The following is a 14686-nucleotide window of genomic DNA, read 5'->3' on the forward strand; positions in this document are numbered from 1 at the left end:
CTGATTTGAGAATTGTGACTGGGATCGATTGTAACGCCAGTCACCGAAAAGTGTGATTGTTTTAATGCCGTTGCCCTGGCCATGGTCAAACGAAATGAAAAGAAGCCAAAAGTATAGACGTTATTAGCACCTTTACTGAGCCTAAACGCAGCATAAAAAATCCGCATAATCCCGGCGTTGACAGTCCAGGCCACTCATTTTATTTATAAATACGCGAGTTAAATTTGCATTTGCGCCTGCACCGGTTTCTGTTTTGCCCTTGTGCCATGGTCGCTTTCTCATTCCCTGACACGAGGTTGTTATGACAGAGCTAGTCGTCTCCAAATTTGGCGGTACCAGCGTAGCCGATTTTGATGCCATGAACCGTAGCGCCGACGTGGTGCTTTCCGACACCAACGTGCGCGTGGTGGTGCTTTCCGCTTCGGCGGGTATCACCAATCTGTTGGTTGCGCTGGCGGAGGGACTGGAGCCGCCTGCGCGTTTTGAAAAACTCGACGCCATTCGGCAAATTCAGTTCGATATTCTTGAACGCCTGCGTTACCCGAACGTGATCCGTGAAGAGATCGAACGCCTGCTGGAAAATATCACCACGCTGGCGGAAGCCGCCTCATTAGCCACCTCGGCAGCGCTGACAGACGAGCTGGTCAGCCACGGCGAACTGATGTCGACCCTGCTGTTTGTTGAGATCCTGCGCGAACGCAACGTGCAGGCGCAGTGGTTCGACGTACGGAAAATCATGCGGACGAACGATCGCTTTGGTCGTGCCGAGCCGGACGTTGCCGCGCTGGCGGAACTGGCATCGCTGCAGCTGGCGCCGCGCCTGAGCGAAGGGCTGATCATCACCCAGGGCTTTATTGGCAGTGAAAGCAAAGGCCGCACCACGACGCTGGGTCGCGGCGGTAGTGACTACACGGCAGCGCTGCTGGCCGAAGCGCTGAACGCGACGCGAGTGGATATCTGGACGGACGTTCCGGGCATTTACACCACCGATCCCCGCGTCGTGCCGGCGGCAAAACGCATCGACGAAATCGCCTTCGAAGAAGCCGCGGAAATGGCCACCTTTGGCGCAAAAGTTCTCCATCCCGCGACTCTACTGCCGGCGGTACGCAGTGATATCCCGGTTTTTGTCGGATCGAGCAAAGACCCAAAAGCGGGCGGTACGCTGGTGTGCAACAAAACCCAAAACCCGCCACTGTTCCGCGCGTTGGCGCTGCGCCGCAAGCAGACGCTGCTCACCCTGCACAGCCTGAATATGCTGCATTCGCGTGGCTTCCTGGCCGAAGTGTTCGGTATTCTCGCGCGTCATAATATCTCGGTCGATCTGATTACCACGTCGGAAGTCAGCGTGGCGCTGACCCTCGACACTACCGGTTCAACCTCGACCGGCGATACGCTGCTGACGCAGTCACTGTTGATGGAACTGTCCGCGCTGTGTCGGGTGGAGGTCGAAGAAGGTCTGGCGCTGGTGGCCCTGATTGGCAACGATCTGTCGAAAGCCTGCGGCGTCGGCAAAGAGGTGTTTGGCGTGCTGGAACCGTTTAACATCCGTATGATCTGCTACGGGGCATCCAGCCATAACCTGTGCTTCCTGGTGCCGGGCGCAGAAGCTGAACAGGTTGTGCAGAAGCTGCACCATAATTTGTTTGAGTGATTGAATTTTTATGCCGGAAGGTCCGATGCGCGCAAGCGTCATCGGGCCTTTTTATTTCATTACCGTCCGCACAATGCTTCCGACAAACATAAATTGTTTGAATATTAAACGCTTCCGCGATAAACAATAAGCATGGCCAGGCTCGATCCCGGCCTGTTTATAACGACACAACACACTTATCGCAAGGAATGAAACATGCTGGCCACTCTCACGCGGCTGTTCCCATTATGGGCGCTGCTGCTCTCTGTTATTGCGTATTACACCCCCTCCACTTTTACGCCGGTCGGTCCGTGGATCGCCACCCTACTGATGCTGATTATGTTCGGCATGGGCGTTCACCTTAAGGTTGACGATTTCAAACGCGTGCTTTCCCGGCCTGCGCCGGTGGCTGCCGGGATTTTCCTGCATTATCTGCTGATGCCGCTCGCGGCCTGGGTGCTGGCGCTGGCGTTCAGGATGCCGCCGGAACTGTCCGCAGGTATGGTGCTGGTGGGCAGCGTCGCCAGCGGCACGGCCTCAAACGTGATGATTTATCTGGCGAAGGGTGATGTGGCGCTCTCCGTCACCATCTCGTCCGTCTCGACGTTGGTCGGGGTGGTGGCGACGCCGTTGCTGACGCGGCTGTACGTTGATGCGCACATTCAGGTGGATGTGATGGGCATGCTGCTCAGCATTTTGCAGATAGTGGTGATCCCGATCGCTCTGGGTCTGGTGGTGCACCATCTGTTTCCCCGCGTGGTAAAAGCGGTAGAGCCCTATTTACCCGCGTTTTCGATGGTCTGCATTCTGGCGATCATCAGCGCCGTGGTGGCCGGTTCCGCCTCGCATATTGCTTCGGTCGGCTTTGTGGTGATTATAGCGGTGATCCTGCATAACACCCTCGGTTTGCTCGGCGGCTACTGGGGCGGACGCCTGTTCGGGTTTGATGAATCCACCTGCCGGACGCTGGCGATTGAAGTGGGCATGCAAAACTCCGGCCTCGCCGCGGCGCTGGGGAAAATCTACTTTGGCCCGCTCGCCGCCCTGCCCGGCGCGCTGTTCTCGGTCTGGCACAACCTTTCCGGCTCACTGCTGGCCGGTTACTGGTCCGGTAAGCCTATTGGGAAAAACAAGCATCAATAATTAACGGAAACAAAGGCCTGATAAGCTACGCGCCATTGGGTTATACAGGCCAGTTGGCGGCTTCGCTTTATCTGGCCTACAAAGCATCGCCTCTTTGCCGTACACTGGTTGCACTATCCGATTGAGGACACCCGCATGGCACTCCCCCGCATTACCCAAAAAGAGATGACGGAACGCGAGCAGCGCGAGCTGAAAACGCTGCTGGATCGCGCGCGCATTGCACATGGCCGTCCGCTGACGAACAGCGAAACCAACAGCGTGAAGAAGGAGTACATCGATAAACTGATGGCCCTGCGCGAAGCAGAAGCTAAAAAAGCCCGCCAGTTGAAGAAAAAGCAGGCTTACAAACCGGATTCAGCGGCGTCGTTCTCCTGGTCGGCGAATACGCCAACGCGCGGCCGACGTTAACGACCTTTCTTTTTACGCCCCGGCGAGGTGAAACGCTTACCGTTTGCCGCCGGGCGCGCTTTCTCTTTTTCTTTCGGTTTTTCGATCTTCACCACCGGGCGCTTTATCCCCGCGGTTTTCGGCTTCGATTTTGCCTTCGGTTTCGCTTCAGACGATGAGTTTTCGATCAGCTTAAACAGCGTAATCAGTTCGTCATCCGTCAGGTCGCGCCATTCGCCGAGCGGCAGCCCGGCAAGGCCCACATTCATGATGCGCGTACGTTCAAGCTTCGTGACTTCGTAACCGAAGTATTCGCACATCCGGCGGATCTGGCGGTTCAGCCCCTGAATCAGGGTAATGCGGAACACAAATGGCGCTTCTTTTTTTACCTTACACTTTTTAGTGACCGTACCAAGGATCGGCACGCCCGCGCCCATACCACGAATAAACTCGTCGGTGATCGGCTTATCGACCGTCACCAGGTACTCTTTTTCATGATCGTTTCCGGCACGCAGGATTTTGTTCACCAGATCGCCGTGGTTGGTCAGGAAAATCAATCCCTGCGAGTCTTTATCCAGTCGGCCAATCGGGAACACGCGCTTACTGTGGTTAACGAAATCAACGATATTGTCACGCTCGCTGTCTTCAGTGGTGCTGACGATCCCCACCGGCTTGTTCAGGGCGATAAACACCAAATCTTCCGCTTCACGCGGCTCAATCAGCCGACCGTTGACCTTCACCACGTCGCCCGGCATCACCTGATCGCCGATGGTGGCGCGCTTGCCGTTAATGAAGACATTTCCTTGTTCGATAAAGCGGTCGGCTTCACGACGCGAGCAGATCCCGCTTTCGCTGATGTATTTATTGAGTCGGATGGATGAGTCGGGCAGCATAGTTTCTCCTGTAGACACTGCATTCTCCAGGGTGTTACTCCCTTGCCGCCTTGATACAGCCTGAATGCCGGTGTGTATTAAAAGCGAAATATACCTTACCTTTGGGGCGATAAAAAAGAACCACGTTGCTACGCCCCGCCATCACGCGCACCACTCACTCAGTTTACCGTCAGACGCAGGGCAAGATCCTGCGGGTAGGGATCAAAATAGTTTTGCGTCAGCAGGTAGCGATCCGGGTATTCGGCCAGATAGTGCTTCAGCAGCGTTAACGGGGCGAGGATCGGCAACACACCGGCGCGATAGTTAAGAATGACGTCGCGCAGCTCCCCACGCTGGCGGCTATTGAGTTGGTTACGGAAATACCCCTGGATATGCATCAGCACATTGGTGTGGTTTTTCCGCGAGGCCGGTTTTTTCAGGATCGTCATCAGCTTTTCGCGGTACACCACGAAAAACGCCTCCAGATCGTCCCATTCATGTAATGAGGCGACAAACGGCCCGATCTCGCGATACCCCGCCTGATGGTGCGCCAGCAACTGGAGTTTGTAGCGACTGTGGAAGTCCAGTAGCGCACGTCGCGTCAGGCCCGTTTCACGCAACGCGTTGAGTTCGTGCAGGGCAAATACCCGCTCAACGAAATTTTCCCGCAGCACCGGATCGTGCAGACGGCCATCTTCTTCAACGGGCAGCCAGGGATAGCTCGCCATTAAGGCGCCGGTGAACAGACCGACGCCCTCTTTACGCCCGCGATTGCCTTTTTCATCGTACAGCCGTACCCGCTCCATGCCGCAACTGGGTGATTTTGCACAGACGATAAAGCCGGCCAGATCGCCCAAACGCGAGAGATGGCTGTCGGTAAACGTCGCCATGTTGTCCGTCACATCCTCATGCGGCGCATGGCTAAAGCGCATCCGGATGTCCCCTGCCGCCGTCTGCACCAGGCGCAGCGCCGGACGCGGAACGGGCAGGCCAATCGCCATCTCCGGGCATATCGGTTTGAACGTGACCCACTGCGCCAGTTCATCCATGACAAAGCCCATACGTTTGTGGCCGCCGTCAAAACGAACGTTCGATCCGGTTAAACAGCCGCTGATACCAATAACGGGTTGCACGTTCATGCTCTTCTCCTGACTGTGAATCATAAGGCGTAATGATATTTTAGCTGCTGGGCATACTCTTATGTAACAGGCGCATAACAGTGGATAAAGATTACTCTCAATCTTCTGCCAATCACGCCGGTTTGAATGAAGCGCGAACCGTTTGCACTACACTTTACTTCCAACTGCGTAGATGAAAGGAGTTCTCATGAAGCTATGGCCTGTCGTAACCGGTGTCGCGATTGCGTTGACGCTGGTTGCCTGTAAATCCCCCACGCCGCCGAAAGGCGTTCAGCCCATTACGAATTTTGACGCCAGTCGCTATCTGGGCAAATGGTACGAAGTCGCCCGCCTGGAAAACCGCTTTGAGCGGGGGCTTGAGCAGGTGACCGCCACCTACGGCAAGCGCAGCGACGGCGGTATTAGCGTGCTTAACCGCGGTTACGACCCGGTGAAAAATACGTGGGATGAGAGCGAAGGGAAAGCCTATTTCACGGGTGAGCCAACCACGGCCGCGCTGAAAGTCTCGTTCTTCGGGCCGTTCTACGGCGGCTATAACGTGATTAAACTGGATGATAATTACCAGCACGCGCTGGTCAGCGGCCCGGACCGCAGCTATCTGTGGATCCTGTCGCGCACGCCCACTATCCCGGACGCGGTGAAGCAGGATTATCTCGCCACCGCGCGCAGTCTGGGCTTCCGGGTCGATCAACTTGTGTGGGTGAAGCAGACGCCATAAAGACTCATGCCGCCCTTCGGGACGGCATGAAAGGTATTACCGAACCAGATGCAAAAAGTGGAGATGTTTTTCATACTGGTCAAGAATGTCGTTGATGATTTGTTCCTGATTCCAGCCCATCACGTCGTAGTTTTGTCCGCCCTCTTTCAGATAAATTTCAGCACGATAATATTTATGCTGTTCATTCTGCTGCTCGTCATTTTCCAGTGCGGACAGGGCAAAGGTTGGAGAATTATACCCCCGCAACCTGACTTCATAGATGAAGTTCAGCTCGTTTCCCAGATCAACTTCCAGCCGGAGGCGATCCTCCGACGCATCGCTGATGTGGCTAAGCGTACCCTGTTTATTCAACTCTTCCTGGACCAGTACCATAGCAGGCTGGATCACATCATCCATAAAACGTTTAACCAGCGAGCGCTTCGGCAAATAGGCGATATTACGCAGCCTGCGCTGCCACGGTATCGGGTTTCTGGCGGCGGTTGGCGCAATCGTCGCCATGCTCTGGCTTTCGCGTTTGGTCAGATCCCGGCGCAACGCTTTGAGCAAACCGTAAATCGAAATCAACAATATCGCTGAGAACGGCAGCGCACTGGCTATTGTCACCGTCTGCAACGCGCTTAGCCCACCCGCCAGCAGAAGGGCAATTGCGACAATGCCCATCAACGAGGCCCAGAAAATGCGCTGCCAGACAGGCGTATTGCTGGACCCGCCAGAGGCCAGCGTATCGACCACCATGGCGCCCGAATCGGCAGAGGTCACAAAGAAAACGATCACCATCGCCATAGCGATAAACGAAAGCGCCCCGGAAAACGGGAAATGTTCGAGGAAATTAAACAGCGCCAGGGCCACATCCTGCTGAACGGTTGTAGCCAGATCGTTGGCGCCCTGGAACATAATTAGGTAGATAGCGCTGTTGCCAAACACGGTCATCCACATCAGCGTGAAACCGGCCGGTACAAACAGCACGCCCGTGACAAACTCCCTGATCGTTCTGCCCCGGGAAACTCGGGCGATAAACATGCCGACAAACGGAGACCAGGACAGCCACCATCCCCAGTACAGCAGCGTCCAGCCGCCCAACCAGTTACTGGACTTCGGTTCATAGGCGTACAGGTTGAATGTTTTACTCACCAGTTCCGATAAATAGCCACCGGTGTTTTCTACAAAGGACTTCAGTAAAAGCACCGTCGGCCCCAGCAGCAGAACCAACGCCAGTAGCAAAACGGCGAGACCGAGGTTCAATTCCGACAAAATACGAATACCTTTATCCAGCCCGGAAACCACTGAAATTGTCGCCAGCCCGGTAATTACCACGATCAGAATGACCTGAACCGTTTCATTTATCGGCACGTCAAAAAGATGATTAAGCCCGGCATTGACTTGCAATACGCCATAACCCAGTGACGTGGCCACCCCAAAAACGGTACCAATGACGGCAAAAATATCAACGGCATGCCCGATAGGGCCATATATGCGATCGCCAATAATGGGATAAAGCGCGGAGCGAAGCGTTAGCGGCAAGCCGTGACGATAGCTGAAAAAAGCAAGGATCAGCGCCACTATCGCGTAGATTGCCCAGGCGTGAAGCCCCCAGTGGAAAAATGTCAGACGCATCGCCTCTTTTGCCGCGGTGACGGTTTCAGGCGTACCCACAGGCGGCGAAAGGTAGTGCATGACGGGTTCAGCGACGCCAAAGAACATCAGGCCAATCCCCATCCCCGCGGAAAAGAGCATGGCGAACCACGAGTGATAGCTGAAATCCGGCTGTGCGTGGTCCGGGCCGAGCTTAATATCGCCGTAACGGGAAAGGCCAAGAAATGTCACGCTCAACAGGATCAACGCAACCGCCAGAATGTAAAACCAGCTGGCGTTGGTGAAAATGCTCTGCTGTAGCAGCTTGAAATTTTTGTCAGCGATTTCAGGAAAGATCGCTGCGAAGGCGACCAAAAGGAAAATTAACAAAGCAGACGTAAAAAATACTGCTTTGTTAATCTGGCTTTTTGATTTCAGGGGTGTCGTTTCTGTTTCACTCATAGAATATCCATTGCGTTGGAGGCTAATTTCGCATTAGCAAAAGACCTAATTGCTGACATCCTAACAAAATTAATTCTAATTCTCAGGTCGTATATCCCGCAGGGTGGTCCTGAGATAAACGAATATTGAGGGTGAATCACACCGCTGAAGGTACTCACATCAGATAAATAACCACCAGGAAAATCGACGTTCACTCACTGGCCCGGCCAGCGCCACCGGGCTCGCTTTTCTCTCTCTTTACTGTCACTGATACTCGTCACGCTCGTCATCTTCATCCGGCTGCTCAAGCACGCTGTAGGCAACGGAGCAGAACAGCGAGTTCAGACGCTGCATGTCACCTAGCAGCCCCAAATGCAGAGAACTGGTTTCGATGCTTTGCACGTTCTGCTGATGCAGACGGTCGACGTGCGCGTGGGAATAGCGGCGGTTCAGTATACGAAAACGGTGCTTGCTGCGGCGCAGTCGTCGGGCGCTGGTGACATCGCCAGAGAAGAATACCGACATCGCCAGCTGTAGGTTACTGAGCAGTTGATCGTGCAGCGCATCCAGCTCTTTTAACCCTTCGACAGAAAATGCGCGACGTGCCGCCAGCGATTTATCGGCAATTTCACTGCCCATGCGCTCGACGATATCCGATGCCTGCTCAAGGTTAAGCGACATTTCGATGATCTCCGCCCAGCGCGTAGACTCCTCTTCCGCCAGCTCTTCTTTCGGCATCCGCGCCAGATAGAGCTTGATAGCGGTATACAACACGTTGATGTCATCCGCTATTTTGCGCAGCTCTTTCTCTTCACGCGGCTCGCCGTGCATCACCTTTTTCAGTCCAACCATCATCTGTTCCATCGCGTCGCCGATCCGCAACGCTTCCCGAGCGGCATTGGCCAGCGCCAGCGTCGGGGTATCCAGCGCGCTGACGTCCAGATGCTTCGGTTTCAGGTGCGCCTCCAGCTCCGGCTGGTCACGGATCAATCGCTGGCAAAGCCGCGCCATCGGTTCAGCGAACGGGATCATCGCCAGACAACGCACCAGGTTGTAAAAGACGTGGAAGTAGATCACCAGTTCGGACTTCGGCAGCGGCAATTCATCCATCAGGTCCGCCAGCGGATGCACGAACGGCAGAATAATCAGGCTGCCCACCAGCTTGAACAACAGGCTACCCAGCGCCACGCGACGGGCAGCGGCATTAGCGGCGCTGTTGTTGAGCATCGCCAGCAGACCGGAGCCGAGGTTAGCGCCAATCACCAGACACAGCGCCACCGGGAACGAGATAATGCCCGCCGCCGTCAAGGTCGCGGTCAGCAGCACCGCCGCGAGGCTGGAGTAACTGATGATGGCAAACATCGCGCCGATCAGCGCATCAAGCATGATGTCGCCGGTCAGCGAGGCGAAAATCACCTGCACGCCGTTAGCCTGGGTGATCGGCGTGACCGCCTGGACAATCAGCTCCAGCGCCAACAGAATCAGTCCCAGACCAATACCAACACGTCCCAGTTGCCCGGCGCGGGACTGTTTGCGCCCGAGGAAGAAGATCACGCCGATAAAAATCAGCAGTGGCGACAACCACGATAAATCGAAGGTCAGAATACGCGCCATTAGCGCGGTCCCCACATCCGCGCCGAGCACAATCACCAGCGCAGGCGTCAGGGCGACCAGATCCTGAGCGACAAATGAGGTGACCAGCATCGTCGTGGCATTACTGCTTTGCACCAGCGCAGTGACGCCAATCCCCGCACAGAAGGCGAGTGGTTTCTTTTCTACACTACGGCTGAGGACGGTACGCAAGCGCGCGCCAAATACGCGCATCACGCCGGTACGCACAATATGGGTGCCCCACACCAGCAGGGCGACAGCAGAAAGCAGGTGTAACAGCGTTAACACGGAATCAGGTACTCCTTATATTTATATGTTTTCCTGAGGCTCATTAGCGATAAATTTTGCGCAGCGCCTGCCTTGAGTATAAGGGTTTAATTGTAAGAAAGAGACAGGGCGCTCAATGAGCGCCCCGGGAGTTGTAAGGAAACGTGACTTCAGTCTGACGGGTCAGTCCGCATCATAGCCCAGATTAGGCGCCAGCCAGCGCTCCACTTCCGTTACGCTCATTCCTTTGCGGAACGCGTAATCTTCCACCTGATCGCGCTGAATCTGCGCCACCGCGAAGTACTTGCTGTCCGGATGGCTGAAGTACCAGCCTGATACCGACGCGCCAGGCCACATGGCAAAGGACTCGGTGAGCTTCATGCCGGTATGCTGTTCAACGTCCAGCAACTGCCAGATGGTGCCCTTCTCGGTATGTTCCGGGCAGGCAGGATACCCCGGCGCCGGACGGATCCCCTGGTAATTTTCGCGGATGAGATCCTCATTGCTGAGGTTTTCATTTGCCGCATAGCCCCAGTGCACCTTGCGCACACGTTCATGCAGGTACTCGGCGAACGCTTCCGCCAGGCGGTCGGCAATCGCTTTTACCATGATTTTGTTGTAGTCATCGTACCGGGCCTCGAACGCGTCCGCCAGCGCGTCCTCTTCAAGCCCGCCGGTCACCGCGAAGGCGCCAATATAGTCGGCTTTGCCGGACAGCTTCGGCGCGACGAAATCAGCCAGGCAGTAGTTGGCAAAACCCACTTTTTCGGTTTGCTGTCGCAGATGATGGCTGACCGCAAGCACATGGGTGCGGGTTTCATCGCGGTAGATCTCGATATCGTCACCGATACGGTTCGCCGGGAACAGGCCGACCACACCGCGCGGGTTGAGCGTTTTCTCAGCGCTGAGTTTATCCAGCATGTCGTTGGCGTCTTTAAACAGGCGTTTTGCCTCCTCGCCCACCACTTTATCTTCAAGAATGCGCGGATATTTCCCGGCCAGCGACCAGGTCATGAAGAATGGCGTCCAGTCGATGTAATTACGCAGCGTTTCGATGCTCGCCTCTACTTCCTGTACGCCCAGACGGTGCGCCACCGGCGGCGTGTAGCTGGCCCAGTCGAAAGCCAGATCGTTATCCCGCGCGGCAGCCAGCGAGACAGGCGGCGTGCGCGGTTTTTTACGCCCGTGCTGAATACGTACGGTTTCGTACTCTTTACGGGTACGGGCGACAAACTCATCGCGTTGAGTGTCCGACAGGAGCGCCGCCACCACGCCCACCGTGCGCGAGGCATTCTGCACGTAAACCGTCGGGCCGCTGTAGTTCTGCTCGATCTTCACCGCCGTGTGCGCTTTTGAGGTGGTCGCGCCGCCAATCAGCAGCGGAATGGTAAAGCCCTGACGCTCCATCTCTTTCGCCACATTCACCATTTCATCCAGCGACGGGGTGATCAGGCCGGAAAGGCCGATCAGATCGGCATTCACCTCTTTCGCGGTTTTGAGGATTTTCTCCGCCGGAACCATCACGCCGAGATCGACAATTTCGTAGTTATTACACTGTAAAACGACGCCGACAATGTTTTTGCCAATGTCATGAACGTCGCCTTTCACCGTGGCGATGACCATCTTGCCGTTGCTCGAGCCCTGCTCTTTACTGGCTTCAATAAACGGCTCCAGATACGCCACCGCCTGCTTCATCACGCGGGCGGATTTGACCACCTGCGGCAGAAACATCTTCCCTTCGCCAAACAGATCGCCGACCACGTTCATGCCGTCCATCAGCGGTCCTTCAATCACTTCAATCGGGCGGGCAGCCTGCTGACGGGCTTCTTCGGTATCCTGTTCGATAAATTCGGTGATGCCTTTCACCAGCGAGTATTCGAGGCGCTTTTTCACATCCCAGCTTCGCCACTCCGCCTGCTGGGCGTTGGCGGAATCATCAGTCTTGCTGCCGCGATATTTTTCCGCCAGTTCCAGCAGTCGTTCAGTGCCATCATCGCGACGGTTGAGGATCACATCCTCTACCGCATCGCGCAGTTCCGTCGGCAAATCGTCGTAAATCGCCAGTTGTCCGGCGTTGACGATCCCCATATCCATACCGTTGCGAATGGCGTAGTAGAGGAATACCGCATGAATCGCCTCGCGTACCGGGTCGTTGCCGCGAAACGAGAACGAGACGTTAGAAACGCCGCCGGAGATCAGCGCGTGCGGCAATTCGCGTTTAATGTCTTCACACGCGCCAATAAAATCCTGCGCGTAGTTGTTGTGCTCCTCGATTCCGGTGGCGACAGCGAAAATGTTCGGGTCGAAGATAATGTCTTCCGGCGGGAAGCCCACCTCTTCGGTCAAAATTTTGTACGCGCGGCGACAAATCTCGATTTTACGCGCGCGGGTATCCGCCTGGCCCTGCTCATCAAACGCCATGACTACCACCGCCGCACCGTAGCGGCGCAGCAGCTTCGCATGATGGATGAAGGTTTCAACCCCCTCTTTCATCGAGATGGAGTTGACGATGCCTTTACCCTGAATGCACTTCAGCCCTTTTTCGATCACCTCCCATTTAGAGGAGTCAATCATGATCGGCACGCGGGCGATGTCTGGCTCGCCGGCGATCAGATTGAGAAAACGTAACATCGCCGCTTCGGCGTCGAGCATCCCCTCGTCCATGTTGATATCGATGATCTGCGCGCCGCTCTCCACCTGCTGACGGGCGACATCCAGCGCCTCGCTGTATTTTTCTTCTTTGATCAGGCGCTTGAACTTCGCTGAACCCGTAACGTTGGTGCGCTCGCCGACGTTCACAAACAGACTGTCGTCGCCAATATTAAGCGGTTCAAGCCCCGACAGCCGGCAGGCGATAGCAATGTCCGGCAGTTTACGCGGCGGTAAGCCTTCTACCGCGCGGCTCATGGCGGCAATATGTTCCGGCGTGGTACCACAGCAGCCGCCGACGATATTCAGGAAGCCCGCTTGCGCCCATTCGCGGATTTGCTTCGCCATGGTATCGGCATCAAGATCGTACTCGCCGAAGGCGTTAGGCAGTCCGGCGTTCGGGTGGGCAGTGACGTAGCATTCGGCAATACGCGACAGTTCCTGCACGTACTGGCGCAGCTCATCCGGTCCCAGTGCGCAGTTCAGGCCAAAAGTGAGCGCTTCGGCGTGGCGCAACGAGTTGTAGAACGCTTCGGTTGTCTGGCCGGAAAGCGTGCGTCCGGAGGCGTCGGTGATAGTGCCGGAAATCATAATCGGCAATTCCACGCCCAGCGCCTCAAATTCTTCTTTCACGGCGAATATCGCCGCTTTCGCATTCAGCGTATCGAAAACCGTTTCGATCAGAATGAGGTCTGCACCGCCTTCCACCAGCGCCCGCGTGGATTCACGGTAGGCCGCCACCAGTTGATCGAAAGAGATATTACGGAACGCCGGGTCGTTCACATCGGGCGAGATGGAGGCCGTGCGGTTAGTGGGGCCGAGGACGCCTGCCACATAGCGCGGTTTTTCCGGCGTGCGCGCCGTCCACTCATCGGCGCAGGCTCGCGCCAGCTTCGCGGCAGCAAAGTTAATTTCCGCCGACAGCGACTCCATCTGATAATCCGCCATCGCGATGGTCGTGGAGTTAAACGTGTTGGTTTCGATGATATCCGCGCCCGCGTCAAAATAAGCGTCATGGATAGCGCGGATAACGTCCGGTTTGCTGAGCACCAGCAGGTCGTTATTCCCTTTCAGGTCGCAAGGCCAGTTGGCAAAACGGTCACCGCGAAAATCGGCTTCGCTCAGACGGTAGCTCTGGATCATCGTGCCCATACCGCCGTCCAGCACCAGAATACGTTCATTTAACTGCGCACGCAGTTGTTCAACTTTGCTGCTCACACTTGCTCCCGACAACGCTCAACCAGACCAAAAAAATCTCAACAGGTCATACTGGCACAAACGGAAGAGGTGGAAAAGAGAACAACAGACAACATGAGACATGTTCAGCTTCACTCATCCGATCAGTTTAAGTCTGCTTGCATTATAATTGAATAAAACGAAAATGATTTCCACGATACAGAAAAAGGAGTCAGCCATGGTTGCCACCGTTCCCGCGAAACGCGGTAGAAAACCCGCCGCGACGACAGCCCCCGCCGCCGGACAGGTTCAGTCGCTCACCCGTGGCCTGAAGCTGCTGGAATGGATCGCGGAGTCCAACGGCAGCGTGGCATTGACCGAGCTGGCGCAGCAGGCAGGTTTACCCAATTCCACGACCCACCGCCTGCTGACCACCATGCAGCAGCAGGGTTTCGTCCGTCAGGTTGGCGATCTCGGTCACTGGGCGGTCGGCGCGCATGCGTTCATTGTCGGCAGCAGCTTTCTGCAAAGCCGCAATCTGCTGGCGATTGTCCACCCAATCCTGCGACGTCTGATGGAAGATTCCGGCGAGACGGTGAATCTGGCGGTGCTGGATCAAAGCGACCATCAGGCGATTATTATCGACCAGGTGCAGTGTACTCAACTGATGCGCATGTCAGCGCCTATCGGCGGCAAGCTGCCGATGCACGCCTCCGGCGCGGGCAAAGCGTTCCTTTCCCAACTCAGCGAGGAGCAGGTCACCAGTCTGCTGCACCGTAAAGGACTGCATGCCTATACCCATGCTACGCTGGTGTCGCCTGTCCATCTGAAGGACGATCTCGCCCAGACCCGTAAGCGCGGCTATTCGTTTGATGATGAAGAACACGCGCTGGGCCTGCGCTGCGTGGCATCGTGCATTTATGATGAGCATCGCGAGCCGTTCGCCGCCATTTCGATTTCCGGCCCGATTTCGCGCATCACCGATGACCGCGTGACTGAGTTTGGCGCGATGGTGATCAAGGCGGCGAAGGAAGTGACGCTGGCATACGGTGGAATTCGTTAAGCCCGGTTTACCGGGTGG

At 55.9% G+C, this 14686-nt stretch carries 10 protein-coding genes; 5 read left to right on the forward strand and 5 right to left on the reverse strand.

The genetic code is table 11. The features are described from left to right. Positions 1 to 301 precede the first annotated feature (301 nt). The 3 genes from lysC to HVX72_RS20575 all read left to right on the forward strand — a co-directional run bounded on the left by lysC (position 302) and on the right by HVX72_RS20575 (position 3181). Positions 302 to 1651, forward strand: a complete 1350-nt coding sequence (lysC, locus tag HVX72_RS20565; RefSeq protein ID WP_042291284.1) for a lysine-sensitive aspartokinase 3 — start codon at positions 302 to 304, stop codon at positions 1649 to 1651. 195 nt (positions 1652 to 1846) lie between these two features. Then, positions 1847 to 2773, forward strand: a complete 927-nt coding sequence (gene panS, locus HVX72_RS20570) for a ketopantoate/pantoate/pantothenate transporter PanS (RefSeq protein ID WP_042291287.1) — start codon at positions 1847 to 1849, stop codon at positions 2771 to 2773. 135 nt (positions 2774 to 2908) lie between these two features. Then, positions 2909 to 3181, forward strand: a complete 273-nt coding sequence (locus HVX72_RS20575; RefSeq protein WP_042291290.1) for a DUF3811 domain-containing protein — start codon at positions 2909 to 2911, stop codon at positions 3179 to 3181. Here HVX72_RS20575 and rluF read toward each other — a convergent pair. Both rluF and HVX72_RS20585 read right to left on the reverse strand, forming a co-directional pair. After that, positions 3178 to 4053, reverse strand: a complete 876-nt coding sequence (gene rluF, locus HVX72_RS20580) for a 23S rRNA pseudouridine(2604) synthase RluF (RefSeq protein WP_042291291.1) — start codon at positions 4051 to 4053, stop codon at positions 3178 to 3180. The genes HVX72_RS20575 and rluF overlap by 4 nt on opposite strands. Positions 4054 to 4211: 158 nt before the next feature. Continuing rightward, positions 4212 to 5171 carry a DUF523 and DUF1722 domain-containing protein gene (locus HVX72_RS20585; RefSeq protein ID WP_042291296.1) on the reverse strand — a complete coding sequence of 320 codons (960 nt, stop codon included), beginning with the start codon at positions 5169 to 5171 and terminating at the stop codon, positions 4212 to 4214. A gap of 187 nt (positions 5172 to 5358) precedes the next feature. Here HVX72_RS20585 and HVX72_RS20590 point away from each other — a divergent pair, with 187 nt between their 5' ends. Further along, a complete protein-coding gene (locus HVX72_RS20590) occupies positions 5359 to 5889 on the forward strand; it encodes a lipocalin family protein (RefSeq protein ID WP_181822192.1) in 531 nt (176 codons plus the stop codon). Positions 5890 to 5925: 36 nt separating this feature from the next. Here the strand turns inward: HVX72_RS20590 and betT are convergent, their stop codons facing one another. The 3 genes from betT to metH all read right to left on the reverse strand — a co-directional run bounded on the left by betT (position 5926) and on the right by metH (position 13647). After that, positions 5926 to 7923, reverse strand: coding sequence for a choline BCCT transporter BetT (gene betT, locus HVX72_RS20595; protein WP_042291302.1), 1998 nt, complete (start codon positions 7921 to 7923; stop codon positions 5926 to 5928). Between the two features lie 243 nt (positions 7924 to 8166). Then, positions 8167 to 9801, reverse strand: a complete 1635-nt coding sequence (locus HVX72_RS20600) for a Na/Pi cotransporter family protein (protein ID WP_042291306.1) — start codon at positions 9799 to 9801, stop codon at positions 8167 to 8169. 162 nt (positions 9802 to 9963) lie between these two features. Then, a complete protein-coding gene (metH, locus tag HVX72_RS20605) occupies positions 9964 to 13647 on the reverse strand; it encodes a methionine synthase (protein WP_181822193.1) in 3684 nt (1227 codons plus the stop codon). Between the two features lie 196 nt (positions 13648 to 13843). Here metH and iclR point away from each other — a divergent pair, with 196 nt between their 5' ends. Next, entirely contained in the window at positions 13844 to 14668 is an 825-nt protein-coding gene (gene iclR, locus HVX72_RS20610; protein WP_042291309.1) for a glyoxylate bypass operon transcriptional repressor IclR, read from the forward strand. Positions 14669 to 14686 lie beyond the last annotated feature (18 nt).

Origin of the sequence: Citrobacter sp. RHB21-C05, from assembly GCF_013889015.1 — a bacterium.
GTDB classification, from domain to species: domain Bacteria; phylum Pseudomonadota; class Gammaproteobacteria; order Enterobacterales; family Enterobacteriaceae; genus Citrobacter_A; species Citrobacter_A sedlakii.